Source organism: Bacillus manliponensis, assembly GCF_000712595.1.
Lineage (GTDB): Bacteria > Bacillota > Bacilli > Bacillales > Bacillaceae_G > Bacillus_A > Bacillus_A manliponensis.
This window is the reverse complement of record NZ_JOTN01000003.1, coordinates 21,777-47,619: the sequence shown is the minus strand read 5'-3', so window position 1 is coordinate 47,619 and position 25,843 is coordinate 21,777. Positions and strand designations below refer to the sequence as shown.

General features: G+C 35.6%; 30 protein-coding genes and 2 pseudogenes. 11 read left to right on the top strand and 21 right to left on the bottom strand.

What is annotated here, in order from left to right:
- Positions 1-108 precede the first annotated feature (108 nt).
- The gene (locus BAMA_RS04265) at positions 109-663 is read left to right on the top strand and encodes a thioredoxin family protein (RefSeq protein ID WP_034636429.1); all 555 of its coding nucleotides are present in this window, start codon (positions 109-111) and stop codon (positions 661-663) included.
- A gap of 28 nt (positions 664-691) precedes the next feature.
- Here BAMA_RS04265 and bacA read toward each other — a convergent pair whose 3' ends face one another.
- Complete coding sequence (gene bacA / locus BAMA_RS04260; RefSeq protein WP_034636426.1) at positions 692-1,486, bottom strand: undecaprenyl-diphosphate phosphatase; 795 nt, start codon at positions 1,484-1,486, stop codon at positions 692-694.
- 332 nt (positions 1,487-1,818) lie between these two features.
- On the opposite strand from bacA, the gene BAMA_RS04255 reads away from it, so the two are divergent.
- The 4 genes from BAMA_RS04255 (at position 1,819) to BAMA_RS04240 (ending at position 5,230) form a co-directional block, all read left to right on the top strand.
- Positions 1,819-3,177, top strand: coding sequence for an MATE family efflux transporter (locus BAMA_RS04255; protein ID WP_034636423.1), 1,359 nt, complete (start codon positions 1,819-1,821; stop codon positions 3,175-3,177).
- A gap of 134 nt (positions 3,178-3,311) precedes the next feature.
- Positions 3,312-3,707, top strand: coding sequence for a DUF350 domain-containing protein (locus BAMA_RS04250; RefSeq protein WP_034636421.1), 396 nt, complete (start codon positions 3,312-3,314; stop codon positions 3,705-3,707).
- Positions 3,708-3,789: 82 nt separating this feature from the next.
- On the top strand, positions 3,790-3,963 hold the full coding sequence (locus BAMA_RS04245; RefSeq protein ID WP_034636419.1) for a hypothetical protein: 174 nt from the start codon (positions 3,790-3,792) through the stop codon (positions 3,961-3,963).
- A 457-nt stretch (positions 3,964-4,420) separates the two neighbouring features.
- Positions 4,421-5,230, top strand: a complete 810-nt coding sequence (locus tag BAMA_RS04240; protein WP_034636417.1) for a Cof-type HAD-IIB family hydrolase — start codon at positions 4,421-4,423, stop codon at positions 5,228-5,230.
- A 344-nt stretch (positions 5,231-5,574) separates the two neighbouring features.
- Here the strand turns inward: BAMA_RS04240 and BAMA_RS24860 are convergent, their stop codons facing one another.
- The 4 genes from BAMA_RS24860 to BAMA_RS04220 all read right to left on the bottom strand — a co-directional run bounded on the left by BAMA_RS24860 (position 5,575) and on the right by BAMA_RS04220 (position 8,596).
- Positions 5,575-5,733, bottom strand: a complete 159-nt coding sequence (locus BAMA_RS24860; protein WP_034636415.1) for a hypothetical protein — start codon at positions 5,731-5,733, stop codon at positions 5,575-5,577.
- A 99-nt stretch (positions 5,734-5,832) separates the two neighbouring features.
- Entirely contained in the window at positions 5,833-6,591 is a 759-nt protein-coding gene (locus tag BAMA_RS04230; protein WP_034636413.1) for a PD-(D/E)XK nuclease family protein, read from the bottom strand.
- A 24-nt stretch (positions 6,592-6,615) separates the two neighbouring features.
- Entirely contained in the window at positions 6,616-7,062 is a 447-nt protein-coding gene (locus BAMA_RS04225; RefSeq protein WP_034636411.1) for a flavodoxin, read from the bottom strand.
- Between the two features lie 355 nt (positions 7,063-7,417).
- Complete coding sequence (locus tag BAMA_RS04220; protein WP_034636408.1) at positions 7,418-8,596, bottom strand: M20 metallopeptidase family protein; 1,179 nt, start codon at positions 8,594-8,596, stop codon at positions 7,418-7,420.
- 178 nt (positions 8,597-8,774) lie between these two features.
- On the opposite strand from BAMA_RS04220, the gene BAMA_RS04215 reads away from it, so the two are divergent.
- Positions 8,775-9,683: a S66 peptidase family protein gene (locus tag BAMA_RS04215; RefSeq protein ID WP_034636405.1), complete on the top strand. Its 909-nt coding sequence runs from the start codon at positions 8,775-8,777 to the stop codon at positions 9,681-9,683.
- 297 nt (positions 9,684-9,980) lie between these two features.
- On the opposite strand, the gene BAMA_RS04210 is transcribed toward BAMA_RS04215, so the two are convergent.
- Together BAMA_RS04210 and BAMA_RS04205 are read right to left on the bottom strand one after the other, a co-directional pair.
- Complete coding sequence (locus BAMA_RS04210) at positions 9,981-10,379, bottom strand: SseB family protein (protein WP_034636403.1); 399 nt, start codon at positions 10,377-10,379, stop codon at positions 9,981-9,983.
- 208 nt (positions 10,380-10,587) lie between these two features.
- Positions 10,588-11,001 (bottom strand): carboxymuconolactone decarboxylase family protein, encoded by a 414-nt coding sequence (locus tag BAMA_RS04205; protein ID WP_034636400.1) that lies wholly within the window; start codon positions 10,999-11,001, stop codon positions 10,588-10,590.
- A gap of 119 nt (positions 11,002-11,120) precedes the next feature.
- Here BAMA_RS04205 and BAMA_RS04200 point away from each other — a divergent pair, with 119 nt between their 5' ends.
- Positions 11,121-11,579 (top strand): Lrp/AsnC family transcriptional regulator, encoded by a 459-nt coding sequence (locus BAMA_RS04200; protein ID WP_034636398.1) that lies wholly within the window; start codon positions 11,121-11,123, stop codon positions 11,577-11,579.
- A gap of 95 nt (positions 11,580-11,674) precedes the next feature.
- Positions 11,675-11,857 (top strand): DUF3913 family protein, encoded by a 183-nt coding sequence (locus BAMA_RS04195; protein WP_034636395.1) that lies wholly within the window; start codon positions 11,675-11,677, stop codon positions 11,855-11,857.
- A gap of 34 nt (positions 11,858-11,891) precedes the next feature.
- On the opposite strand, the gene BAMA_RS04190 is transcribed toward BAMA_RS04195, so the two are convergent.
- Positions 11,892-12,890, bottom strand: a complete 999-nt coding sequence (locus BAMA_RS04190) for a type II CAAX endopeptidase family protein (protein ID WP_157405960.1) — start codon at positions 12,888-12,890, stop codon at positions 11,892-11,894.
- 231 nt (positions 12,891-13,121) lie between these two features.
- On the opposite strand from BAMA_RS04190, the gene BAMA_RS04185 reads away from it, so the two are divergent.
- Positions 13,122-14,579 carry an alanine/glycine:cation symporter family protein gene (locus BAMA_RS04185; protein WP_034636389.1) on the top strand — a complete coding sequence of 486 codons (1,458 nt, stop codon included), beginning with the start codon at positions 13,122-13,124 and terminating at the stop codon, positions 14,577-14,579.
- Positions 14,580-14,621: 42 nt separating this feature from the next.
- On the opposite strand, the gene BAMA_RS04180 is transcribed toward BAMA_RS04185, so the two are convergent.
- The 11 genes and pseudogenes from BAMA_RS04180 to BAMA_RS04130 all read right to left on the bottom strand — a co-directional run bounded on the left by BAMA_RS04180 (position 14,622) and on the right by BAMA_RS04130 (position 23,422).
- Complete coding sequence (locus BAMA_RS04180) at positions 14,622-15,398, bottom strand: ABC transporter permease (RefSeq protein WP_034636386.1); 777 nt, start codon at positions 15,396-15,398, stop codon at positions 14,622-14,624.
- Complete coding sequence (locus BAMA_RS04175; protein WP_034636384.1) at positions 15,398-16,300, bottom strand: ABC transporter ATP-binding protein; 903 nt, start codon at positions 16,298-16,300, stop codon at positions 15,398-15,400. The genes BAMA_RS04180 and BAMA_RS04175 overlap by 1 nt, the downstream gene beginning before the upstream one ends.
- Before the next feature lie 102 nt (positions 16,301-16,402).
- Positions 16,403-17,188, bottom strand: coding sequence for a hypothetical protein (locus BAMA_RS04170; protein ID WP_034636381.1), 786 nt, complete (start codon positions 17,186-17,188; stop codon positions 16,403-16,405).
- Positions 17,185-17,880, bottom strand: a complete 696-nt coding sequence (locus BAMA_RS04165) for an ABC transporter ATP-binding protein (RefSeq protein ID WP_034636378.1) — start codon at positions 17,878-17,880, stop codon at positions 17,185-17,187. Before BAMA_RS04165 ends, BAMA_RS04170 begins: the two co-directional genes overlap by 4 nt.
- Positions 17,880-18,257, bottom strand: coding sequence for a GntR family transcriptional regulator (locus BAMA_RS04160; RefSeq protein WP_034636375.1), 378 nt, complete (start codon positions 18,255-18,257; stop codon positions 17,880-17,882). Before BAMA_RS04160 ends, BAMA_RS04165 begins: the two co-directional genes overlap by 1 nt.
- A gap of 182 nt (positions 18,258-18,439) precedes the next feature.
- Entirely contained in the window at positions 18,440-19,408 is a 969-nt protein-coding gene (nrdF, locus tag BAMA_RS04155) for a class 1b ribonucleoside-diphosphate reductase subunit beta (RefSeq protein ID WP_034636372.1), read from the bottom strand.
- A 301-nt stretch (positions 19,409-19,709) separates the two neighbouring features.
- Positions 19,710-20,090: pseudogene (locus BAMA_RS04150) on the bottom strand (hypothetical protein); the annotation flags it as partial.
- A gap of 303 nt (positions 20,091-20,393) precedes the next feature.
- Positions 20,394-22,097: pseudogene (gene nrdE / locus BAMA_RS04145) on the bottom strand (class 1b ribonucleoside-diphosphate reductase subunit alpha); the annotation flags it as partial.
- On the bottom strand, positions 22,084-22,443 hold the full coding sequence (gene nrdI, locus BAMA_RS04140) for a class Ib ribonucleoside-diphosphate reductase assembly flavoprotein NrdI (protein WP_034636360.1): 360 nt from the start codon (positions 22,441-22,443) through the stop codon (positions 22,084-22,086). The gene nrdI and the pseudogene nrdE, both read right to left, overlap by 14 nt.
- A 441-nt stretch (positions 22,444-22,884) precedes the next feature.
- The gene (locus tag BAMA_RS04135) at positions 22,885-23,202 is read right to left on the bottom strand and encodes a hypothetical protein (protein ID WP_034636356.1); all 318 of its coding nucleotides are present in this window, start codon (positions 23,200-23,202) and stop codon (positions 22,885-22,887) included.
- A gap of 25 nt (positions 23,203-23,227) precedes the next feature.
- Positions 23,228-23,422, bottom strand: a complete 195-nt coding sequence (locus tag BAMA_RS04130) for an abortive infection protein (protein WP_034636353.1) — start codon at positions 23,420-23,422, stop codon at positions 23,228-23,230.
- 134 nt (positions 23,423-23,556) lie between these two features.
- Between BAMA_RS04130 and BAMA_RS04125 the strand changes: the two genes are divergently transcribed.
- A complete protein-coding gene (locus BAMA_RS04125) occupies positions 23,557-24,114 on the top strand; it encodes a GNAT family N-acetyltransferase (protein ID WP_034636350.1) in 558 nt (185 codons plus the stop codon).
- 64 nt (positions 24,115-24,178) lie between these two features.
- Here the strand turns inward: BAMA_RS04125 and BAMA_RS04120 are convergent, their stop codons facing one another.
- Complete coding sequence (locus tag BAMA_RS04120) at positions 24,179-24,781, bottom strand: hypothetical protein (protein ID WP_034636347.1); 603 nt, start codon at positions 24,779-24,781, stop codon at positions 24,179-24,181.
- 296 nt (positions 24,782-25,077) lie between these two features.
- Here BAMA_RS04120 and BAMA_RS04115 point away from each other — a divergent pair, with 296 nt between their 5' ends.
- Positions 25,078-25,263, top strand: coding sequence for a YkvS family protein (locus BAMA_RS04115; protein WP_034636344.1), 186 nt, complete (start codon positions 25,078-25,080; stop codon positions 25,261-25,263).
- A 48-nt stretch (positions 25,264-25,311) separates the two neighbouring features.
- On the opposite strand, the gene queF is transcribed toward BAMA_RS04115, so the two are convergent.
- Entirely contained in the window at positions 25,312-25,809 is a 498-nt protein-coding gene (queF, locus tag BAMA_RS04110; protein WP_034636342.1) for a preQ(1) synthase, read from the bottom strand.
- Positions 25,810-25,843: the final 34 nt, after the last annotated feature.

The window sequence follows — 25,843 nt, the reverse complement described above, 5'->3', positions numbered from 1 at the left end:
AGTTCATTTTTCGATTTTTATAACTATCGCCTCAAGCTTTCCAAATATCAAAATACCTTCGTATGTGTTAAAATATATAGAGAAAAAACACAAAATGAGGTGTTCAATATGACATTGCAACAATGGTTTGAAAAAGGCATGTCCTTTAATACATATGTCGAGAAAATGACGGTAAATCAATATGAATTACTTCACATTTATAACAATTTTCTAATTCCAAATGAGCTTCTTCCTGTTTTAGAAGAACGCCAAAGTGATAACTGGCGTGTTATCGTTTTAACAGCAGATTGGTGCGGTGATGCACTTCTTTGCGTTCCGGTTATGAAACGCATTTGTGAAGTTGCCAATATTGAAATGAGCCTCCTTATTCGTGATGAGAATTTAGAGCTGATGGATCAATATTTAACGAACGGTACAGCGCGCGCAATTCCAATTTTTATTTTTATTGATGAAAATGGAAAGGAACAAGCTGTTTGGGGACCACGTGCTCCGCAAGTACAAGAACTTGTCACATCATTACGTGCTACACTTCCTGAGAAAGATGATTCCGAGTTTGAGGAAAAGCAAAAGGCGATGTATGCAAGCTTCCGTCAAACATTAGCTTCTGATTCTTCTATTTGGGAACATGTCATGGAAAACATGCTTGAAAAGATTGTAAAATAAAAAAACTGCCGATTGGCAGTTTTTTTGCTTAATTCATAACAAAGAAATAAAATAACGCTGCAAGCGCGAAACGATAGTATGCAAATGGTGTTAGCTTTACACGTGCTAACAATTTTAAGAATGAAACAATTGCAAGCATCGCAACAACAAATGCTGTAATAAATCCAGTTGCAAATAACGGTATATCAGCTGAACTTAATATATCCCAGTTTTTAATTAAATCTAAACCTGTTGCGCCAAGCATCATCGGCACTGCCAGAATAAATGTATATTCAGCTGCTGCTTTATGTGATACACGAGCTAATAAGCCACCACTAATTGTAGAACCTGAACGTGAAAAACCAGGCCATAGTGCTAAACATTGGAACATGCCAATTGCAAATGCTTGTTTATACGTAATGTCATCTAATGTTTGTGCTGTACTCGGCTTTGAAAACTTCTCTGCAATGATCATTAAAATACCACCAGCAACTAAACTAATAACAACTGGCCCTGGACCAAATAAAATTTCTTTAATCTGATCATGGAATAAAAATCCAAGTATACTAGCAGGAATCATTCCAATAATAATGTGTAATAAATTTAAAGAAGGTCCTTCTGTTACTTTCCCAATACCTACTAATGACCATAATCGTTTCCAAAATAAAACGACTACCGCTAAAATAGATCCTAATTGTACGAAAACCTCAAATGTTTTCGCTTTTTCTCCTTCAAATCCAATTAAATGTCCTGTTAAAATCATATGTCCTGTTGATGATACTGGTAAAAACTCAGTCAATCCTTCAACAGCTCCCATGATTAAACCGATTAACCAATCAGCCATAGTGCTGCCTCCTCAATACTTTCAATACATTTTACTTTCTTATCATACAGCATTCTTCAAAAATCCGCATCGTATTTTCGAAAACTTTACATAAAGTGAAACTTCACTCAGTGGGGGCTTCATCCCCCACTGAGTGTTAGTTGAACGAATCGGGCTTTTACAGGCTGTTACTCTCCCACCTAAACTTCTTCGCTTTTTCTCAAATTTTAAGGTGGGAGTCTTACAGCCCGGCAAATAGCGGGATAAATAACATAATACGTATGCCTCTTTTTTAATTTGTCATTCAATAGTATGATGAATAAGTTCGCATTTGTATTCGGAAAGGAGTAAACATGAAAGAAACAACATCACTTTCGCAAAAGATTAAGCAATTTATACAACTTTTCTTCCCAATTTTTGTTACACAAATGTCCTTATTTGCTATGAGCTTCTTTGATACAACAATGTCAGGACACGCAAGTTCAATTGATTTGGCAGGAGTTGCAATTGGCACAAGCATTTGGATTCCAGTTAGCACAGGTCTAACAGGAATTTTAATGGCAACGACACCCATTGTTGCTCAGCTCGTTGGTTCCATGCAAAAAGAAAAGGTACCAAATATCGTAACGCAAGCTGTATATTTAGCAGTTTTTGTAAGTATAATCGTTATTGGCATTGGATTTTTAGTCGTATCGCCAATTTTACACTTTATGAATTTAGAACAACCAGTAGAGCAAATCGCTTCTCAATTTTTAAGTGTGATCGCCCTTGGTATCATTCCGTTATTTGTATACACTGTTTTACGTTGTTTTATCGATGCATTAGGAAAAACAAGAACAACGATGATTATTACATTACTCTCTTTACCCATTAATATCATCTTAAATTACATCTTTATTTTCGGTAATTTAGGATTTCCAAAGCTTGGCGGAGTTGGAGCAGCAATCGCTTCTACCGCAACATATTGGTGCATTTTATTCATCACGATATTCATTATCCGTACGAAAGAACCATTTTCTTCTTACGGTGTCTTTCAGCGTCTATACAAAATTTCTATTACAAGCTGGAAAAGCTTATTAAAACTCGGCATTCCTATTGGATTCGCTATCTTTTTTGAAACGAGTATTTTTGCTGCAGTTACATTAATGATGAGTAATTTTGATACAACAACAATTGCCGCTCATCAAGTTGCCTTAAACTTCGCTTCCCTTTTATATATGACACCGCTTAGTTTAGCGATGGCAATGACGATTGCCGTTGGGTTTGAGGTTGGTGCCTCTCGTTATGAAGCAGCAAAGCAATATAGCTTTATCGGAATTAGTATCGCTCTAGTATTTGCACTATTATATTCCGTTTTACTATTCTTCTTTGATGATTATATCGCTTCTATTTATACAAAAGATGAAGCAGTGCATCACTTGGCAAAGCAATTTTTAGTGTTTGCAATTTTATTTCAAATTTCTGATGCCATCGCAACACCAGTCCAAGGTGCGCTTCGTGGTTATAAAGATGTAAATGTAGCGCTAATTGCAACCCTTATCGCCTACTGGATAATTGGTTTACCACTTGGATACATCTTCGCTACGTATACAGATTTTGCTGCAAAAGGTTATTGGATTGGCCTTATTTTAGGATTAGCATTTGGTGCGTTTTTCCTTCTTATGCGCCTATTGAAAGTTCAAAAAACATACCAAATAGAAAAAACAAATTAGTTTACGTTATAAAAAATCTCTCTCTTAATCTTGTACAAGAGGGGGATTTTTAGAATTCCTTCCTTTTACATAAATCATTTGATGTATAATAACAAGGAAGAGATTGGATGTTTTACTAAAGAAAGGGGAAAGATATGAATTTATTTTTAAACTTCTTCACGTATGCAGGAACTGGTCTTGCTTTATTATGTATCGGTTTTCTTCTATTTGATTGGACAACAAAAACAAAAGAATTTCAATTAATCGCCAAAGGGAACCAAGCTGCTGCAATGTCAATAGGTGGAAAGTTACTCGGCCTTGCATTTGTACTTGGATCATCAATTGCTAACTCTGTTTCCCTTTTAGATATGGTCATTTGGGGTGCTATCGGGATTGTTACCCAAATTATTGCATTTTATATTGCGGAGCTTGTTACAATTCGCTTTAGCATTAAGCAAGCAATTGAAGAAGATAATCGTGCAGTTGGCCTTATTATTCTATTATTATCCGTTTCTATCGGATGGGTACTAGCGCAATGCCTAACATACTAAACGTATAGTTTCAGCTTTTATAGCACACGCTACATCATAGACGCACATCATGCAGTCTATACTAAGCAAAGGAGACGCACGTATGGACAAAGAGAAAAAACAACAATCATATGAAGAAGAATTTGCACCGGAAATTTCACCAAATTATCGGCAAGATGTACATAAACCACCGCGTTATACACACTCAGCATTTCTCTTTGGCATTGTTATTTTTGCCATTGCGCTGCTTATACTTATTACTTTCGTCTATTTTTAAAAAAGGAATTCCATTTCAAAGGAATTCCTTTTTTTATAAAGTGAAACTTCAATCGGTGGGGGTTTTCTTCATCCCCCACTGATTGTTAGCCCGACCAATCGGGCTTTTACGGGCTGTTAATCTCCCACCTAAACTTCTTTGCTTTCCCTCAAGTTTTGAGCTGGGAGTCTTACAGCCCGTTAATGCGGGATAAAGTGAAGCTTCAATCAGTTGTTCTGTTATAAAAATGTTTTATACCGAACATTTTTGGTCTAATTAGATTTCCCTATTCTTATTTTTCTACATTTGTAAAATAAAGATTTAGACTAATGACTAAGTTTCATTTCGTGAAGAAAGTTTTTATTAAAATAAAGTATTAGACTATATGGCAACTTCACATGTATACGGTATACAGGATTTCATAACTCAATATAGAACATTAAAAGAGTGTTGATATACTAAAAAAGGGGAAATATACATGAAACTCACAAATGATGTCAAAGCTATTGTCTTAGATCTCGATGGAACTTTATTAAATTCACAAAAAGAAGTGTCTGAAAGAAGTAAAAAAGCCATTTTGACAGCTCATGAAAAAGGTCTTGCTATTATTTTTGCAACAGCAAGACCACCAAGATCTGTTAATGACTTTTTATGTAGAGAGCTTCAGGAAATAGCATCTGTTGTTTATTATAACGGTGCTTTATCCGTAGATAATCAGTTAGGCAGAAAACATTACCCAATTGAACAGATATTGACGGAAGAAATTCTAAACTATATACATACAAATCAGCCAGATGCTTATATTTCTATAGAGTCTGAAGACGTTTGGTACAGCAGCCAAACTTTAGACTATAAGCAGGTCATGAAAGTTACAACAAACCCTACAGTAATAACCATTGATGAACTAAGAAAGACACAAGCTTCCAAAATACTGATTTCTCAATGCTATGACTATAAAAATTTACAGGCACTCTTTGCAGATAAAGTTAACATCATATGTACTGACTCGGGAAGCTTGATTCAAATTATGGATAAAGATGTGTCGAAAGAGCGTGCTGTTATTGATATCTGTGCAGCTAAGAGAATACCTATGGATTGTGTTATGCCTTTTGGGGACGACTGGAATGATTTTAACTTATTTAGGGAAACTGGATTACCAGTAGCAATGGGTAATGCTATTCCTGAGTTAAAAGAAATTGCATTTTTTGTTACCGGAAACAATGATGAAGAAGGTGTGGCACAGGTGTTAGAACAAATAATCTTTGCTGCCAATCCAAGTAAAAACTAATGTGAATGGAAAGTCCCTTCAGTTCTTCTAAAGGGACTTTTAAAGGTTTTGCGATACTTTGATTTTATGTTAATAAAAGGTGTTTTCATATCTAAAAAACATTTTCAGTCTACAACTATTTTTTAACAGTCTAATACTTTATTCTATAGTCTAAAACATTTTTTTAATAAGGCATCAGTGCGGTGTTCTCCATCCCCCCTTGATTGTTAGCCCGACCAATTGGGCTTTTACGAACTGTTAATCTCCCGCCTAAACTTCTGCGTGTGTTCTCAAGTTTTAATATAGGAATCTTATATCCCGCAAATGGAGAGATAAATCAGCTCTGTCATATTTACAAGAAAATCCTATATTTCTTCCTGCGTTTTCTTTTCTAACTCCATTATTTTTTTATCCATCTCAACTACGAGTTGATACATTTGAAATGCTTGGAAAATGTGTAATCGTACTGAAAAAGGAGCCTTCTGGTCATCTAACCACTGAAACACTTCTCGTTCACCATACATAAAAAATTCCTCCTCTTCATTTACTTTTTGCACAAGTATCGTAATCGATGAAACGCTTTTCATGTCAACAACAAAAAAAGGCGCAATTCCGCGCCTTTTTTAATGTAATATATTATTATTTTCCCGATCATTTGATTCACATTCTTTTCGAAACGCACATTCTATACATTGAGAGCCAAATGTACGCTTCGTATAATACCCCGGTTCCTCTAACATTTCTTTCATCATTTGCAAATCTTTCATTCCACTTAACACATCTTCTTGTTTTGGAATGACCATACGTTTCGTTCCTTCGATAATATCAATCATTTCAATTCTTTCCGGTAAGCTGCCAAAGGCTTTATAGCAAAATACAGTTGTTAACTTTTGAAATAAACCCCATACTGCTTCATCTGCATCCACTACATATTTTTTAATTACAAAAGATTGTTCCGACCACTTCCCAACTTCGAAAGTTAGCGAAATGTGAACACCTAGCTCTTCCATATATGTTTGTAATTTTTCATACAAAAATAATGGTGGCTCAGTTCCGTCATCTTCTTTTATATACTGAAGCAGATGATCCGTCACCTTCGCAAGTACAATATAATACTCTGCCTTAGAAGAAAAATGACGAATACTTACTTTTTTCCAATGTTTTTCTAAAACTTCAAGCAAAAAAACTGCTGTGTGCTTTTTTACAGGTGCTGTATAATATTCACTTACAACTCGATTTACAATAATTTGAACAATTTGCTTCCACTGCAAAGATGATTGTTCTCTTCCCTTTATATACCGAAAATAAAACTTATAAGGACAACGTATAAAATCATGCAAATGATAATCCGTCATCGTTTTAATTTGAATTTTCTCCTGCACCCCGTCCTCATCCCCTTGTTGCCATTAAGAAAGATGCTTTACAAACTCAGCGCCAAAACGAAGGCACTGTTCAACATCTTCATCTTCTGGCGTTAATTCTACTTTTAATCCTTCTAACACAACTTCTGCTCCGCGCTCTTGTAACTTTTTCACTAAAATATCAACAGCTTCACAATACTTTGGATATGCTGTATCACCAGAACCAAACACCGCTGCCTTTTTTCCTGTTAAATCAACGTTATCCATTTCATCATAAAAATCTAAAAAATCGTCTGGTAAGTCTCCGTCACCCCACGTATAAGCCCCAAGTAAAATGCCATCATACTCTTCTAAAATAGATGCTTCTGGTGCATCCATAATATCAATTACTTCAATTTCTTTTCCTGCTTCACGAATGGATCCAGCAATATGATCTGCCATTTCCTCTGTATTTCCACTCATACTTGCAAAAATCATTACTAATTTACTCATGTAATTCTCTCCTCTATTATGTACATCTCTTTCTATATGAAGCGATGCAATGTGATGCTTGCTCCGCTATTTTACATAACACCTTACTGATAATTGTTATCAATTATTGTCATACAACTAGATTAATTGATAGTGATTATCAAAGTCAATAACTTTTTTTTAAAATTAATGAAAAGGTACAAGCTTGTCCGGTAAAACTTCATATATTATAAATGAGCATAGTTCTTTCTTAACCCTCTCTGACGGAAAGAAATAGAAGCAACTGCGATATTTCGCAGTTGCCTTTTTTTATCCCGCATTAACGAGCTAACACTCAGTGGAGGATGGAGACCTTCCCACTGCGTGAAGTTTCACTTTATGCTTTTAATAGTTTCATTGTCGCTTGAAGAAATAGTTGTGCCCCGCGAACTAATGCTGTTTCATCTACATCAAACTTAGGATGATGGTGCGGGTAACCCGTTCTTGTTTCTTCATTCTTTGTGCCTAATTTCCAAAAGCATCCCGGTGCCTTTTGTAAATACGCTGAAAAATCTTCACCTCCCATGGAAGGTGATAGAAATACAATTTCCGCATCTCCAAATAATTCCCTCGCACTTTCTTCTACTACTCTTGTTACATATGTATCGTTAATGACAGGGTTATAGCCGTAACGATACGTATAAGAATACGTTGCATCATGAGCTGTCGTAATTCCTTTTACAATTTGTTCAATCATTTTTTCTGATTCCTGGCGAAGTGAATGATCAAAACAACGTACTGTCCCCATAATATGGGCTGTTTCTGGAATAATATTATCAGCTGTTCCAGAATGAAATTGTGTTACTGAGACAACACGTTGTTCAAAGGCATCTGTTCTTCTAGATACAAGATGCTGTAAATTTGTAACAACTTGTGCACCAATCAAAACGGGATCCACCGCTGATTTTGGATGAGCAGCATGCCCCCCTTTCCCTTTTACTTCAATCGTAAATACATCTGGGGAAGCCATCATTGGACCATAAGTAATTCCCACTTTTCCACTTTCAAGCCCAGACATCACATGCAATCCAATTACATAATCAACTCCATCCATTACACCCGCTGCAACCATCTCTTGTCCGCCACCTGGATATTGCTCTTCAGCATGTTGAAAAAAGAGACGAATTTCTCCTGGAAAATCATCATCGTATTTCGCTAACGCTTCAGCTACACCTAACAAAATTGCTGTATGTGCATCATGACCGCAAGCATGCATCACTCCCGGGACAACCGAAGAATATGACTGACCTGTTTCTTCTTGAATTGGCAATGCATCCATATCTGCCCGAATTGCAATCGTCTTACCTGCTCTATTTCCTTTTCGTACTGCCATTACACTATATTTCGTTGGCTTTACCACATGAAAATACGAAAAAGAACAAAGAGTTTCGTATACAAATTTTGACGTATGTTCCTCTTGAAAGGATAGTTCGGGATGCTGATGTAAATATCTTCGCCACTGTTGAATGTTTTCTTCTGAAATATATGACTTCCATTCAAATTGTGATCTGTCCATTCCCCCCTCAACTCCTTTACAATTTGTAACAATCTTATTCTGTTATTCTCAATATATGTGTTCATAAAAAAAACAACGATATAAATCTCTATGAAAAGACAACAGAAACACTTTTAGATGAAATGAACAAGGATTGAAGAATGAAAGTTAGAATATATTTGAGGGTAGGAGGTGTATGATGCAAATTCCAGCTTCTTTACAAAACGGCGATACCGTCATGATTATCGCTCCAGCTGGTCCACCAACGCAATCTCATATTATTACTGCAAAACAGAAGCTAGAGAAACTTGGCCTTTCTGTTATTCTTGGTAAAAGTGTTCAAACAACACATGGTTATTTAGCTGGGGAAGATTCCATTCGTCTTCTCGATTTACACGAGGCTTTTTGTAACCCTAATGTAAAAGCAATCTTTTGCGCAAGAGGTGGATATGGAAGCGGTCGTCTTCTCGATTATATTGATTATGACCTCATTCAAAGCAATCCTAAAATTTTTTGGGGATATAGTGATATTACCGCATTGCATATTGCATTTGGACAACACGGAAATCTTGTAACCTTCCACGGTCCAATGATGGAAGAACTCGGAAAAGGACTCGATTCTTTATCGCTTTCTTCATTTGAACAACTTTTTCACCCTTATTCCATGATCATTCGAGCAGATGAATGTATAAGTAACGTTTATCCCTCTATTACAGCGGTCCTTACTGGCGGAAACTTGAGTGTCATCACGAGCACACTAGGTACTCCATATGAAATTGATACAAACGGAAAAGTTTTATTATTAGAAGACATCGGTGAAGAACCGTATCGCATCGATCGCATGCTTAATCAACTACGCTTAGCAGGAAAATTTTCACATTGCCGAGGTGTATTTTTTACAAGTTGTTATAAATGCACAAGCTCGAAATCATCTTTATCACTGCAACATATATTGTATGATTATATCGTGCCATACAATATTCCACTGTTGATTGGCGCCCCAATCGGTCATGTAAAACCAAATATCGGTATTCCGTTACATGTTCCCGTCACACTGCATAGCAAAAATAAGACAATGACAATTCAAGCTGGCATAGATATAAACTAAAAAAGAGAAGTGGTATTTTCACTTCTCCTTCTTTATTATCTATCGCTTTTTTTTCTTGTTATTGTTTACTTTTGGTTGCTGCTGCTTATTTTTATTATTGTTTGTTGTTGCCTTTTTCTTCGTGTTTTTGTTCTTCGCCATATTGCCCCATCCTTCCTTGGTCAAACTACTAATACTATATGACTCATCAGAAAAACGGCGACAACTTTTTATCCCGCATTAACGGGCTGTAAAAGTCCGATTGGTTCAACTAATACTCAGTGGAGGATGGAAAAAACCACTGAGTGAAGTTTCACTTTATTTATAGTAATTAAAAATTCTTCCAGAGGCGATATCTGCAATTTCTGGTGGTGAAAATGTTTTCGTAAATTCTGTTTCAATGTTTAATACCGCTGTTGCTTCTTTATCTATGCTCTGAAACAGTTCTTTACCACGAATTGAAATAATCGGAGTACCTTCAGGTAATACACCTTGTATGAACTTCATTTGCGTAAAGAACGGTAAAATCCATCGTCCTTCTCCTTGAAAATGGCGTAAATGAACGATTCCTTCTTTTTTATTTTCTTGTACATCTACCGAGCCTGGGGCATAAAACTTTGTTGTTAATAATGCCTCATAAAATTCCTTTTGTTTTTGTTTATTATCTTGTGCTAACAATACTAACGTCTCTACTTTTTTTACTGGAATATGTCCCATCCACTGCCACCCCTACTTTTTAAATGTTGTAATACACATTATACAAAATATTCTTACTTTTTTCTATAAAATTATTTTCCTTTTTTTATTAATATAATACTTCTCATAAATGTTTCTCGCTCAAAACCTTATCCATCAAAAGATATTTTCTATTTAAAAATAACAATTGTACCTTGAGTTATTTTTGAAACATACTAAAATTCGTTCTTTATGATTCAGGTTGTAATTGAAACAAATAACCCATTTGCTGAGATGCCGTAATAAAGCAAACATATGTACAAAGCTCTATAATTTCAGCTTCGCTCCAATGCTTTTGTAACGTTCGAAAAACATTATCGTCTATCATAGAACGATTTTGAACGAATAACTGTGCAAATGTTACTGCAATACTTATCTCTTCTGCTTGCTGCACATCATCTGGTTTTCCTTTTGCCATACAATATGGACATTCATTTCCAAAAGCAAGTGTTCTTCTAACTTGCTCCTTTAGTTCGGGAGATAGCGTCCCCTTCTGGTGAAAAGTCGCTTCTAACTCACTCCAGCTTTTCAATATATGCGGACTATGTCCAAGTAATCTCTCAAACTTTGTTGCTCCAACATTTGATAATGAAATTCTCTCCATTGTATCCTCTCCTTCTTTTTTATTGTAAAATAAAATTACAATTTATCACATTCCATATACATGTAATTTCATTTATATTATTTTCATATGTAATAGTTTTAAAGAAAGAAGGGTTGCAAATGCAATTAGACCGTATTGACCGTAAAATTTTAAACGAATTATATAATGATAGTCGCTTATCAATGCGTGAATTATCAAAACGTGTAAATTTATCAGCTCCGTCTGTAACAGAACGCGTTCGTAAATTAGAAAACGAAGGTGTCATTCAAAAATACACAATTGATATTAACTACAAAAAAGCTGGACTGGTTTTAGATTGCATTTTAGAAATCACATTAAAAAACGGTGATAATTCCCGCTTACAACAATTTATTCAATCGTATCCAACCGCTAGTTTTTGTTATCGCGTCACCGGTAGCCTTTGTTACATCGTCAAAATCTCCGTTCCATCATTAGTTGAGTTAGAAGAGTTTATTAACGATGTTTTACTATACGCAACAACCGTTTCTCATATTGTATTGTCTGAAGTATCACTTACCCCAAATATTGAAGATGCATTTTCACAACAACCAAATTAATTTTTATTCAAAAACACAGGCAAAAACCTTTTACAAATAGCATAAAAATGTTTTATGATGTATTAAAATACAAATATTAAAAGAGGTGCTTAGTCGTGAAAATTTGGTTTTATGAAAAGACAAAAAAATATGATGACTTACTTGGCATTTGGGATAATGTTCCTACAATCCCCCGTATTGGGGAAAAGGTAGAAATTTCAAAACAAGTTCGTACTGTCAGTGACATTACGTATGTGAAAAACGGAAATAAATTTCATGTCGAAATCGTAATCAACTAAAAAACTCTCCCTTACACAAAAGGAGAGTTCTTTTTTATTCTATTTTTGTTATAACTACTTTCTCACCATCTAATTGTATGTCTACATAATCATTTTCTTCTAATTGTAAGTGATTCACAATTTCATCAGGCAATTCAATTGCCATGTGTCGTTCTGTTAAGACAACGCGATTATATATACTTCCCTTTGATTCGTGTTGTTCTCCATCAATTAAACGTAACGACGGTAGCCCTGATTCCTTTACAGTGCGCCAATGACGTCTAATAAACGGAATCATCCATATTAAACTAATTATAATAAGAATGGCACCAACCCATAAATTACTTTCCGCTTGGAAATCCTTTATGTTAATTGCTTCACTTTCTCCTGAACTAGTAAATTGTATAATTGTAACAATTGTATTATTTAGCGCATGTACGATAATAGCCGTCCATAAACTTTTCGTCTTTATGTACAACAAACACATAATAACACCAAATAAAAACGCACCAATTACATCGATATGACCGAAACCAAAAATGAGAGAAGAAACGATAATTGCTGGCTTAATTCCCCACTTATACGCCATTCGATTTAAGAAAAATCCACGGAAGATTACTTCTTCCATAATCGGTGCAAATATACAAACTGAAATTACACCTAACACTTTAGAAAATGTAGAAGTTGTATCAATGATGTCACCTTCTGTTAAAAGCTCTACTAAAAAATCAGGAATTAACTGAGCCAATATGTAAAATTGAATCATTGATATCCCAAATGCAAACACCATTCCCATTGCAGTTGCAATTAAAATAAGTTTCCAAGAATATGAACTTGGTTGATCAAAAAAACTTGTAAATCTGACATTATGCTTACGTGTTTTATAAAATAACCATAGTAGTGGAAAAGCAAAAAAGATTAAAACTTGTAGCACAAACTCAAACGCATTATCTCCTGCACCTGCAATTGATAATGGAATAAGTGTCATAATTACCCCTAACATCATCCATCCAAAAAAGCTGCGTAAGCGAATACTCGCAAATGCCATATTAATAACAAACACCTCCAAGCTAACTATAACTATATTGTATTATGAATGACTAAAAATTACTTCCTATTTTTCACTGTTTCTTTTCATAGTACTTTCTTTTAAACTATATGATACAAATCCTACTTTTTTACAATTTCCTCTTTACAAGTTTTTCTGCTATAATGTTAAATGTCGCTTTTTATACTTAAAATTAGAAAACATATTATCTCTATACGAATAAGGAGGATTGAATACATGGATTTCATTCAAGATGTAATTACTCCCATTCATACATTGATTACAACAACTAACGAATATTTATGGGGTTATATTTTAATTGCTCTATTAATTACAGTAGGATGCTATTTCACATTCCGAGCAGGGTTTGTGCAATTTCGTTACATCGGTGAGATGATTCGCTTACTCGGCGATGGAGCTAGCTCTTCTACACGTAAAGCCCAAAAAGAAAAACATGGTATTTCTTCATTTCAAGCATTTTGCATGAGTACAGCATCTCGCGTTGGTACAGGAAACTTAGCCGGCGTTGCGATTGCCATCTCAATGGGTGGACCAGGTGCAGTCTTCTGGATGTGGCTGATCGCCATGATTGGTGGTGCTTCTGCTTTCGTAGAAAGTACACTTGCTCAAATTTACAAAACAAAAGATGGAAAAGAATTCCGCGGTGGACCAGCGTATTATATGGAAAAAGGTTTAAATAAACGCTGGATGGGAGTTATTTTCTCCATTTTAATTACAGTTAGTTTTGGCCTTGTATTTAATGCTGTACAAGCAAATACTGTAACATCTGCATTTGAAGGTGCTTTTGATGTGAATCCAAAAATAGTTGGATTAGCACTTTCTGCCTTACTTGCAATCGTTATCTTCGGCGGTGTAAAACGCATTGCACGCGTGGTTGAAATGATTGTACCAATTATGGCACTTATTTATGTAGGTGTAGCACTGTTTGTTGTTATTACAAATATTACGTTAATCCCAGAGCTATTTAAAGAAATTATGTTACACGCGTTTGGTTTTAAAGAAGTTGCAGGTGGAAGCCTTGGTGCCGCAATCTTACTTGGTGTAAAACGCGGACTATTCTCAAATGAAGCTGGTATGGGTAGTGCACCAAATGCCGCTGCTTCTGCAAACGTAACACACCCAGTTAAGCAAGGATTTATTCAAACACTTGGTGTATTTACAGATACATTATTAATATGTAGCTGTACAGCGTTTATTATCCTTCTATCTGATGTACATCATGCAACAGATTTAAATGGTATTCAATTAACACAAGAAGCATTAAAAATGCATATCGGAGCATGGGCTCCTACATTTATCGCTGTTGCTATCTTCCTATTTGCTTTTAGTTCCTTAATTGGTAACTACTACTACGGTGAAACAAACATCGAATTTTTAAAAGGAAGCAAAACAGCACTTACGTTATACCGCATTGCTGTACTCGCTATGGTCTTCTTAGGTTCTGTCGCAACCATTCAAGTTGTATGGGATTTAGCTGACTTATTCATGGGTGTTATGGCAATCATTAACTTAATTGCGATCATATTCTTAAGCAAATACGCATTTGCTGCTCTAAAAGATTACACGAAACAGAAAAAAGCTGGACAAGATCCTGTCTTCTACGCTGATAGCATTCCTGGTTTACAAAATACAGAGTGCTGGGAACGTGATGAAAAACAAGAACAAGCGAATTAATAAGAAACTCCCTGTTAATTAAGCAGGGAGTTTCTTATTATATTATAGTACATCTCGTTTTTGGAACAGAACGCCTGAAGCAATCAGTAACAATGCAAAATGCACAAGTACAAACAGTAGTGAAGTTGTAAAATCAAACTGCGGAAACGGCGGCTCGAACCCACCACTTAGAAGTGGATTGCTACTATACACACTAAAATCTAAGTGAGAGAACACAAAGAATTTCGCATATTTTTCTGCAAACACTGAGAGAAACATACTAATCGTTCCATGCAAAAAGAATATAAATAATGTAATAACAAGTGGTAAAACAGATTTTCTAAAAATATTAGCTAAGAAAAAGGCAATCGTTACAAAGAAAAAAGGTGATACAAGTTGATATAACATCTCTTGTAATACTATTCCTAACGTTAACTCTGTTTTCCCACCATCCATGATAATTACTCCTGCTATCATGGAAAAAATCGTCCCTATTACAACAATTAACACAACTGTTAATAATACCGTAATGTACTTCGAAAACAAAACAGTCATTCGCTTACGTGGACGAATTAATAATTGTTTTACCGTTCCATGCTGAAACTCTTCTGTAATTGTGCGGGCTGCGATTGTAATTCCAAAAACTGTCGCGAGTAAAGTGATTAACGAAAGCTCTCCAAATGTATGATCTAAAGCGGATCCTATTTTTGCTTTTGAATCCCCAAATTTTAAAATTAGAAACACACCAAGCCCTTCTAATAAAGCAAGTACACCAAGCAAAATATATAAACCTTTTTTCGCATGTAACTTTAAAAATTCATTTTGAATTAAATTGATCATTACGCTTCTTCTCCCTTAGTAATTGCTAAAAATTCATCTTCTAACGTTTTATTTTGAACCGTTACACCATATACAAGTGACTCGTTGCGAACAAGCTCTTGCACAAGATGAGGAATTTCTTCTTTCATTACTGACGTCACAATTGTATGTCCTTCGATTTTTCCATTAATGACTTTACCAGCCTTCTCAGCATCATCTACCTCAAATACAACTGTAACCGTTTCATTACGCTCCGCTTGCTTACGTAAGCTATACTCTTGTACAAATTGACCATCTTGAATAATAACAACGCGGTCACACATTAATTCCACTTCACTTAATAAGTGACTCGATACGATAACCGCGATATTTCCTTCCTTCGCTAAACGCTGTAAGTAATCACGAATTTGACGGATACCAGCTGGGTCTAACCCGTTCGTTGGTTCATCTAAAATTAACACTTTCGGGTTGTGTAACAATGCTTGCGCAATACCAAGGCGCTGTTTCATTCCTAACGAGTACGTCTTTACTTTCTTATGAATCGCGTGCTCTAAATCAACAAGCTTCACGATTTCACTCACACGCTCCTTTGAAACACGTGTTACAGCCATATTTGCAAAATGCTTTAAATTTTGCATACCAGTCATATACTCATACAATTCTGGGTTTTCAACAATCGCACCGATATTCTCTAACGCTTTTTCACGTTCTGTACGAATGCTATGACCACAAACTGTAATCTCACCTTCTGTTACCGAAATCAGGCCGGTAATCATACGAATTGTTGTCGTCTTCCCGCTTCCATTTGGTCCAAGGAAGCCGTATACTTCCCCTTCTTTCACCTCAAACGAAAGACCTTTTACGATTTCTGTGCGTCCAATTTTTTTATGGACGTTTTGTAATGTTACTACTACATTTCCCAACTGTTGTTCCTCCTTCTAATTCTGTAGTTGCTAATTTTATCCCGCTATTTGCGGGCTGAAACTCAGTGGGGGATGAAGCCCTCCACTGAGTGAATCTTCACTTTATACTTCTATTTTTTTATCGATTATTCGAGCTGTTATGTGGATTAAAAATAACGATAACACAATAACAAAGAGTAGATTGTATACATTTATCTCTCCATGTTTATATATAGTGAAAAAGAATGTTTCATTTGTAGCCACTTTTTCATTTGCCAAAATTACAATCTTTCCTGACGAAAACAGATTAAATATTGATGAAAATAATGAGCAAATTTGATTAAAAATTAAAAATCCTACTACAATAAAAAGAACTTGCAACTTGCGTCTTCCAATCAAAATTTTACCAATTGTGATAAACAATATAAGCTGTAACATAACACATATTGACTCCATAAAGTCAACTACCACTACTACAATTCCCTCTATTGTTGTGCTCGTTTGCCAAATTTCTTTTATGATTGCACCTACTCCTGATTGCGGAATTGCTATAGAACTAGCAATATAACATACTCCCATTAGTATAACTTGTCCAATTATACTGATAAGACTTAAAAGGAAAACCGTCGCATAAATGTATTGTTTTCCCCGCATCGGCGTCAGACGTAACAGTGGATTTTTTAATGATTTTCCATAAGCTTGAATAATTTGTAGACTTAGTAAAAAATAAGATATCACACCAACCGTCAATGCGATAATAAATAAAACTTCTTGTTTCACTGCCGCTGCACTACTTAGCTTTACATTCATTTGCCAAAGTAAAAACGCTTCTATAATTAAAAACACAAGGAATGTAATCATTAGCTTTCGTTTACTTATATCCCACAAATACAACATAATTGGCTTCACGTACGAAACACCTCCTTAAACAGCTCGTGCACTGCTTTCCCTTGCTCAAAACGAAGGTCTTCTACAATTTCATGAAGAACAACTTCACCTTTTTTTAAGAAGATGACTTCATCAAATATGTTTTCAATTTCACCAATTAAATGAGTTGAAATTAAAATGGTGCAATCCTCTCGATAAAACTGAAGAATAAGCTGTAATACATGTTCTCTTGCAACGAGATCAATTCCGCCAAGCGGTTCATCTAATACATATAATTTCGCATTTCTTGAAAATGTTAAAATAAGCTGTAACTTTTCTACCATTCCCTTTGATAACGTACTGATGTTTTCTTCAAGTGGAATTTTAAATTCAGCGACTGTATCTACTGCTTTTTGAATATCAAAGTCATCGTAAAAATTACGATAAAAAAATAGCGCATCTTTCACTGTCATCCACTCATCAAATGGAGGACGATCCGACATGTAAGACACGATTTTTTTCGTTTCTAGTCCTACTTTATGACCAGCAATGAAAATTTCACCTTCTGACGGGTGTTGTAAACCTGCAATCATTTTAAGCAATGTTGTTTTCCCGCTACCATTATCACCAACAAGACCAACAATTTTTCCTTCTGTAATTGTCAAGTTCACATCACGCACCGCTGCTTTTATATCGTAACGTTTCCACAAGTTTTCAATTTTCAAAAGTTCCATTACTCCTCCCCCTCTCGTTCTTGTAAGGATGAGCGAAGAATTGAAATAATTTCTTCTTCTGTAAATCCTAAGTTTCCCATTCCATGAATGAAAGAATGAAGCAGCTCCTTCGCCATTTCTTTGCGCAGTTCCATAATTTTCTCCCCTTCACTCGTTACATATCGTCCCATTCCTCTACGTGTCACAACGATACTTTCTCGTTCTAACTCTTGAAATGTACGCTGAATTGTATTTGGATTGACTTGTAATTCACTCGCAAGTTCACGTACGGAAGGAATTTTATCCCCTGGTAATAACCGACCGGTTACAATTTCTTTTTTTATGTATTCCATCACTTGAATGTAAATGGGTATGTTAGCCGCAAACTCCAGTTTCATCTCCGTCCTCCTATCGTCTTAGTGTATTAGTTAAATAGTACACCGTTACATAAAAGTTGTAAACCCATAATTGGAAATTTGTTTCCTTTAGCATGCATTTTCAAACGAGATAACAACATTATGTAAACTTGTTCCCATGCAAAAAAGATGTCCTATTACGCATAGGACACCTTCACTTATTATTAAAACTCAAATACAAAGTCATTATCTGATAATTTCTCAACATTTGTTGCTTTTACATAACCGTTTCCTTTTACGGAGAAGAAATCATGGTTTTTCGTATCTGTACGTAATCCATTTAATACGATCGGGTTAATTTCTTCCTCTTCAAAGTGTGGCTCTAATCCTAAGTTCATCAGTCCTTTATTCGCATTGTAACGAACAAAGCGATTTACATCTTCCACAAGACCGATTGATGTGTAAATTTCTTCTGTATACGCTGTTTCAATTTCATATAACTTCAGTAACAGCTCTTTCGTTTCTACTTGTACTTCTTGCTGCTCTTCTTGGGAAAGCTCTGCAAAAATTTGCTGCGCTAAAATACCAACGAAGACACCGTGAATTGATTCATCTCTAATGATCAAGTTAATAATTTCTCCACTCGCAGTTAACTTTCCTTGTCCTGCTAAGTAAAGCGGATAGAAGAAACCACTATAGAATAAGTAGCTTTCTAAAAATACGCTCGCTACCATTGCCATATATAACTCTTTCTTCGTTACTTCTGGCTTTAATAAGCGGCGGTAGTAAGATGTAATCATACCTGCTTTTTTCTCAAGCAGCGGGTGTTTATCAACCCACTCGAAGATTTCATCAATTTCCTCTTCACTTGCAAGCGTCGTAAAAATGTGGCTATAACTTTTCGCATGCACTTCTTCCATCGCACCCATAAACGCAAGTACACTTTTCGCTTGTAAATTCTCTAAATGTACAAGTACAAGTGGCATCCCTTCGCCGCCCTGCTTCGTATCTAAAAGTGTTAATCCACCTAGTACACGCTTATACGCAATTTGCTCTTCTTTTGATAATTGTACCCACGTATTTTTGTCAGAAGATACGGCGATCTCTTCTTCTGTCCAAAACTGAGCGATATTTTGCTTCCAAAACATTAAACTAAAATCATCTTCTTTTTTATTCCAGTTTACCGCGCGCATTGAACCGCTCCTTTATTCATAGAATTGCACCGTCCTACCGTGCGGTAAAATTCCCATATCATAATGAAAATCTTACCGCACGGTAGGACGGCAATATATGAGCAGGGTCAGAAACCCTGCTCATGATGTGAAATCTCTTATCGCAAATGTATTACTACATCAGTATTTAAATCGATAAAGTGAAACTGCACTCAGTGGTGGTTTTCTTTATCCCCCACTGAGTGTTAGCCCGACCAATCGGGTTTTTACGGGCTGTTTATCTCTCACCTGAAAAAGAAAGGTTTTTCAGTATTTTATATACTTATACCGTACAAGCAACGCACTCTTCCACGCTAAGCTTACGTGTTCTCGTATAATACAAACTCTTTAACCCTTTTTTATGAGCATAAATATAATAACGCGCTAACTCACGTGTTGAAATATCGCTATTTACATATAAAATCGTACTAATTCCTTGATCAATATGCTCTTGAATTTCCGCAATTAAATCAATGAGCTTAAATTGATTCATATCATAAGAAGATTTATAGTACCAGAACGTATCTTTCGATAAGTACGGCATTGGATAATATGTCGTTGCATTCGCATACGTTCTTGATTCGATTTGACTTACAATCGGCATCACGCTTGAAGTCGCATTCTGGACATATGAAATTGATTGTGTTGGAGCGATAGCTAAACGATCCTGTTATACCCTCTCTTTCGAGATACTTTGACACTTCATACGCGAAGTGGGAGTAGACTATTCCATACTCTTAATTGAACCATTAAGAATCGGCTATGGTAGTCGTTGAGGGTTTGCCTTGTCCATTTGATTTAGGCACTTCCCTGCAGATCACCCAATTTCTTTCCTTTTTACCATACCTTAGGCATTACCCTTCGCCATACATACATTTCTATATGTACTTGGTAGAAAGAACTCTCAGGGCTTTCCTGCATATAAGCCGTTTTCCTCTAAACATCACTATCTAGGGGCGCTAATTGTTAACGCATTGTATAAACCATGCTCCATTACTTGTTGTTTCAATTGACTCCAATCTTCTTTTGTTGGAATATGAATTCCTTCAAATAACTGTATTACTTTCTCAGTGACTGGACTGTAGCCATTTTCTTCATACTTCTCAAAGTATGTGCCGTTTGCATAATCAGACTTATCAAAGTCTTTAAATGTCTCATTCTTCTCTTTCGCAAGTTCCATACTCTTTTCAATGGAGTAGTAATTTAACATCATAAAGAATGTACGGACAAATTCTTTTGCTTCTGCACTTTCATAAGCAATTTTATTTTTAGATAAATACCCATGTAAGTTCATTGCCCCAAGCCCAACAGAATGAAGCTCTTCGTTCGCTTTTTTAACCGTTGGTGCATTTGGAATTACCGTCATATCAGAAACTGCTGTTAAAGCTTCCATACCAGCATGAACTGCTTCACGAATCTCTTTATTTTCCATCACGTTTACGATATTTAAAGAACCTAAGTTACAGTTAATATCACGACGAATGATGTCGCCTTTTCCGTAATCGTTAATTTCGGATGTTTCTTGCAGTTGAAAAATCTCTGTGCACAAATTCGACATCTTCACAGTTCCAATATCTTTTAACGGATGCTCCTTGTTTGCATTTGACTTAAACATTAAATATGGATAACCAGACTCAAGCTGAATCATTGCGATTTTAATCAGCATATCTCGGGCACTTAAATCCAATGCCTTTTTCTTTACTTTCGGGTTGTCCATCAATTCGTCATACATTTCATCAATATCAATATCATCTAAATGTTTTCCGTACTCTTTATACACTGTATATGGTGCGAAAACATGAAGTGGTTCATTTTTCTCAGCAAGCTCAAAGAACTTACTTGGAACGATAATTCCGATAGAAAGAGACTGGATACGGCTCTTCTCATCGGCATTTATTTTTTTTGTATCGAGGAACTCGATAATATCCCAGTGGAAAATATTTAAATATACTGCTCCTGCACCTTTTCGTTGCCCCAACTGATTCGCATACGAAAACGAATCTTCAAGCAATTTCATAACCGGTACAACACCACTTGCTGCATTATCGATTCCTTTAATTTGTTCACCGCGTGCGCGCAGTTTTGACAAGTTCAAAGCGACGCCTCCGCCAATTTTACTTAACTGCATCGCAGTGTTAATGTTAAAACCGATGGAATTTAAGCTGTCGTCCATCTCTAACAAGAAACAAGACACCATTTCCCCTCTTCTGCTTCGGCCGGCATTTAAAAAGGTTGGTGTCGCTGGTTGGTAGTTTTGTTTGACAATCATACTTGCAAATTGCTTCGCTTTCTCCGCGTTACCACGCCCTAAGTATAACGATACAATTGCTACACGGTCTTCGTAATGTTCTAAGTATTGTTTTTGATCATCCGTTTTTAACGCATAGTCTTTATAAAACTTAGATGCAGCCATGTACGATTGGAATTCAAATTTTTCGCTATATGCTGCGTCGTATACAGCTTCAATTTCCTCCATCGTATATTCGCCTAGAACGTCATAGTAGTAGTCATGATTCAACATGTACTGAATGCGTTCTGCCACGCTATGAAAATGAACGGTATTCTCTCTCGCCTCTTCCATAAAAACAGCTAATGCTTCTTTGTCTTTATGCAGCTGATAGAAACCGTCCTGCATTTGCGTGATTTCATTATTCAATTCAATATGTCGCAATCTCCAGCACCCTCTCTTTAAAGTATTCCACATCTTTATTTGTTCCAGATAACTCAAATTTTGATACAACCGGCACTTCATACTGTGATGAAATTTTATCCGCACTTGCACCAAACATAGCTCCCCAGTTGCGATTGCCACTAGCAGAGACTCCTTTAAGGCTTGTGTGATTACGCTCTAAAAACTTTGAAACACGTTCTGGCACACTTCCAAAGCCTGTTGTATACGTAATAAGAACATATTCTTCGTCCATTACAATATCTTCATCAATTTGGACGGCCGGCATATTTAATTTTTGAATAAAACGCTTGACGTTTCCTGTCATAGAATCATATGCAACTAACATTCTCCGACCCCTCCCTTTTTTAACATCTTGTTGTATGTCTTTTTATTTTCTCTACATATTGTATTATGTTTAAAGGAAGGACACAAGATATATGTACGAATTCTTTATTTTTAAATTTCGACATAACCGTCAACTTTTTTAAAGTACAAAGAATATGAAACAACATTCTAAAACTCTCGTCAATAAAGTGTATTTCAAAAAAGTTGTCAACGGATTTAACTACATTTCAAAAAAAGTTAATTGCATATTTTTGTAAAAAAAGCGAAAATGCCGTAGAAATTTTCCCGCGAATGCAACAACAAAAAGAACAGATTCCAATATGAAAACTGTCCGTAATTTGTTACATAATTTATAAGAACATGATATATCCTAACTGTATACATCTTCACCAAACTAATTATGCAACAACAAAAAACCTCAATTTGCGAAAAGAGGCTTTTCTCATGAACGATACTCGATACGCAACACGTGCTCAATAAAAATATGATGAATATGATCGTCCATGCCTTGTAAAGTAAACACCGGTGCATCTTCATCAAAATGCACAATTTTTCCTTCTATTTTCCGAAATGTATGTTTATACTTTACAGATAAAATCAATTCAAGCTCTCTCTCGTATGCTTTTTGTAATTGCGCTATTGTTTTTTTCACTTGTACATGTTTTTCTGTATGTAATACCATACCAACAAGTCGTTTACCAGATTTATCTTTCCACATATAGTCCCAGTGTGGTAAAATCCCTTGTTTAAAATCTCCCATAACGCTCCTCTCCTTTCCTTTTTTATTAAGAACGTGCCTCTTCTATATAAGTATAAATGATTTTTCCACTATGCTGTGCATTTCCACGAAAATGCTTAAAGTCTTCATGGTTTACTACTACTTCACGAAATATATAAAAATCTTCTTTCTCTAAAACATACTCCTCAAGTTCACCATTTTTCAATTGCGCTAAAATAGCATTTGCTCTTTCTTTGTCCACGTTCCTCACCTCTTTAAAATATTTTATATGAACTTTTCAATGACTACAACGTTATTTTCAAAATGTAACGAAAGAAATATAGTAAACTCATGTTACAATAAGAGAGACTTACAAGAACGGCTAGGAGGCTTACTATGATTCGAAAAGCAAAACAAACGGACGCAAAAGCAATTGCACCGTTACTATACAACGCCCTTCATGAAATTGCAGAAAAATTAACAGGAAAAACTATAAAGCATGAAGTACTAGAAGGACTTGAGTATTGGTTTACAAAAGAAGGAAACCGCCTTAGTTATGAAAACTGTCTTGTAAAAGAACAAGACGGATTAGCAGTAGGCATTATCGTTATCTACCATGGTAGCAATGCCAGTACACTGGATGAACCGATTGTTACACATTTACGTGAGATGAAGCAAGATTCTTCTATTACATTAGAAAAAGAAGCTACTGACGATGAATACTACATTGATACATTATCTGTTTCTTCTTCGTACAGTGGACAAGGAATTGGATCGCAGCTCATTAAAGCTGCTGAATCATATGCTTACGAGCAAGGTCATGACAAAATCGCTTTATTAGTGAACCTAGAAAATCACCGTGCATTTTCCCTTTATAAAAAACTTGACTATGTGCAAGATAAAACGCAAATGCTCGTTGGAGAAGCATACGCTCACTTAGTGAAACATATATAAAGCAAAACTTCAAACAGCGAGCGACATAAAAACGCACAGGCCATTTTTACTGAGTTGTGCGTTTTTATGTGAATGTTGCTTTTAACATATCTCCTTCAATTGCTTTATGGAATGTATACACTGTACATCCCCATGGCTTCGCTTGAAAAATAGGCGGCCCACTCCACCCTCTTGCTCGTAATTCTAATCCAATTAGCAGATTAAAATAACTATGTCCGACAAGAACGATGTGCTGAAACACCATTGCATAGCCAATCAATGTATCAGCTGCTTGCTTTGCACGGATTTTCACCTCATCATATGACTCTACACCTTTAGCATGTCCCATAATCCATAGAGTTCGTCCAAAAGTGATCCATGCTCTTCGCTTACACTTAAACCACTTTGGAGCTGGTAACTGCGATGGAATCAGCGCTTCACGAAATAACGGACTTTGTATAAATGAAAACGAATCCGTCAATTTCACAGCGGATTGAATGGTTTGCTTACTATCACTTGAAACAACAAGTTTTGCATTACGAATGACTTGCATCGTCCTCTCTGGTACATAAGTGGTTTGTTTAATATTGCTATCATTATATGTTTCCAGCCATTGTTGAAACTGCGTGGCCGTTATTGCTTCATTAGCCGCATCAAGAGGACCATAACGAATAAATGAAATTTTCATTTTCACCACACTCCACACCGTATTCATTATTATTATATGCCTTTCTACTAAAAAAGCCCTAGTCTTCCACTCAAATAATGGAATGTAACTTGTTGCAGATTAAAATAACAGCGGTTACAACTTTTGTATAAATATGAAATAAGTAATAGAAATTTTTGATAAAAATTTAGTATTTTTTCCAAAAAAATCTCATGGAAACATTTACAAAATGAGAAATATAGTTCAAAATAAAGGAAAATAAAAAAGAACGAATCTTGTTCTCTTTTTTTATAAAACTGTAACAAGGAGAGTGGCTTATGAAAATCGCAGAAGCTGGGGATATTATTGAATTTAAAGAGGGAATACAAGGCCGTGTTCAAAAAGTAAATAAGAACTCGGTAATTGTTGACGTGACGATTATGAAAAACTTCAGAGAGCTAGATATGGAGCCTCTCACTGTTGTTAATCACAAAAACTATACAATTATTAATCAACATGCTTAATATAATAGAAAAGAAGGATCTACGTTATACGGCGTAGATCCTTCTTTTTTAGCGATTATCAATTGTTTCAGGATATAAGTCATGATTCATTAGGCGATAAGAAGCCATTTCCTCATATTTTGTGCCTGGCTTTCCATAGTTACAGTAAGGGTCAATTGAAATTCCACCGCGTGGCGTAAATTTCCCCCATACTTCAATGTAACGTGGATCCATTAGTTTAATTAAATCATTCATAATGACATTCATACAATCTTCATGAAAATCACCATGATTACGGAAACTAAATAAATATAACTTTAATGATTTACTTTCCACCATTTTTTCGCTAGGAATGTAGCTAATATAAATTGTTGCAAAATCAGGTTGCCCTGTTTTTGGACATAAACTTGTAAATTCTGGACAATTAAATTTCACAAAATAATCACGGTTTGGGTGATTGTTATCAAACACCTCTAAAATCTCAGGACTATATTCAAATAAATATTTTGTATTTTGATTTCCTAATAACGTTACTTCTTTTAAATCTTCGTCTTTTCTTCCAGTCATTTGTAAACTTCCTTTCATGATAAAGTGAAACTTC

Bases quoted from the DNA above. Each gene is read 5' to 3' on its own strand.
- BAMA_RS04165 (WP_034636378.1), bottom strand. From the start codon at position 17,880: ATGGAACTTTTGAAAATTGAAAACTTGTGGAAACGTTACGATATAAAA.
- BAMA_RS04205 (WP_034636400.1), bottom strand. From the start codon at position 11,001: ATGGAGAGAATTTCATTATCAAATGTTGGAGCAACAAAGTTTGAGAGA.
- BAMA_RS04125 (WP_034636350.1), top strand. From the start codon at position 23,557: ATGATTCGAAAAGCAAAACAAACGGACGCAAAAGCAATTGCACCGTTA.
- BAMA_RS04220 (WP_034636408.1), bottom strand. From the start codon at position 8,596: ATGGACAGATCACAATTTGAATGGAAGTCATATATTTCAGAAGAAAAC.
- BAMA_RS04115 (WP_034636344.1), top strand. From the start codon at position 25,078: ATGAAAATCGCAGAAGCTGGGGATATTATTGAATTTAAAGAGGGAATA.
- BAMA_RS04160 (WP_034636375.1), bottom strand. From the start codon at position 18,257: ATGAAACTGGAGTTTGCGGCTAACATACCCATTTACATTCAAGTGATG.
- BAMA_RS04120 (WP_034636347.1), bottom strand. From the start codon at position 24,781: ATGAAAATTTCATTTATTCGTTATGGTCCTCTTGATGCGGCTAATGAA.
- queF (WP_034636342.1), bottom strand. From the start codon at position 25,809: ATGACTGGAAGAAAAGACGAAGATTTAAAAGAAGTAACGTTATTAGGA.
- BAMA_RS04240 (WP_034636417.1), top strand. From the start codon at position 4,421: ATGAAACTCACAAATGATGTCAAAGCTATTGTCTTAGATCTCGATGGA.
- BAMA_RS04245 (WP_034636419.1), top strand. From the start codon at position 3,790: ATGGACAAAGAGAAAAAACAACAATCATATGAAGAAGAATTTGCACCG.
- bacA (WP_034636426.1), bottom strand. From the start codon at position 1,486: ATGGCTGATTGGTTAATCGGTTTAATCATGGGAGCTGTTGAAGGATTG.
- BAMA_RS04180 (WP_034636386.1), bottom strand. From the start codon at position 15,398: ATGATCAATTTAATTCAAAATGAATTTTTAAAGTTACATGCGAAAAAA.
- BAMA_RS04225 (WP_034636411.1), bottom strand. From the start codon at position 7,062: ATGAGTAAATTAGTAATGATTTTTGCAAGTATGAGTGGAAATACAGAG.
- BAMA_RS04250 (WP_034636421.1), top strand. From the start codon at position 3,312: ATGAATTTATTTTTAAACTTCTTCACGTATGCAGGAACTGGTCTTGCT.
- BAMA_RS04255 (WP_034636423.1), top strand. From the start codon at position 1,819: ATGAAAGAAACAACATCACTTTCGCAAAAGATTAAGCAATTTATACAA.
- BAMA_RS04185 (WP_034636389.1), top strand. From the start codon at position 13,122: ATGGATTTCATTCAAGATGTAATTACTCCCATTCATACATTGATTACA.
- BAMA_RS24860 (WP_034636415.1), bottom strand. From the start codon at position 5,733: ATGTATGGTGAACGAGAAGTGTTTCAGTGGTTAGATGACCAGAAGGCT.
- nrdF (WP_034636372.1), bottom strand. From the start codon at position 19,408: ATGCGCGCGGTAAACTGGAATAAAAAAGAAGATGATTTTAGTTTAATG.
- BAMA_RS04210 (WP_034636403.1), bottom strand. From the start codon at position 10,379: ATGGGACATATTCCAGTAAAAAAAGTAGAGACGTTAGTATTGTTAGCA.
- nrdI (WP_034636360.1), bottom strand. From the start codon at position 22,443: ATGTTAGTTGCATATGATTCTATGACAGGAAACGTCAAGCGTTTTATT.
- BAMA_RS04200 (WP_034636398.1), top strand. From the start codon at position 11,121: ATGCAATTAGACCGTATTGACCGTAAAATTTTAAACGAATTATATAAT.
- BAMA_RS04265 (WP_034636429.1), top strand. From the start codon at position 109: ATGACATTGCAACAATGGTTTGAAAAAGGCATGTCCTTTAATACATAT.
- BAMA_RS04135 (WP_034636356.1), bottom strand. From the start codon at position 23,202: ATGGGAGATTTTAAACAAGGGATTTTACCACACTGGGACTATATGTGG.
- BAMA_RS04215 (WP_034636405.1), top strand. From the start codon at position 8,775: ATGCAAATTCCAGCTTCTTTACAAAACGGCGATACCGTCATGATTATC.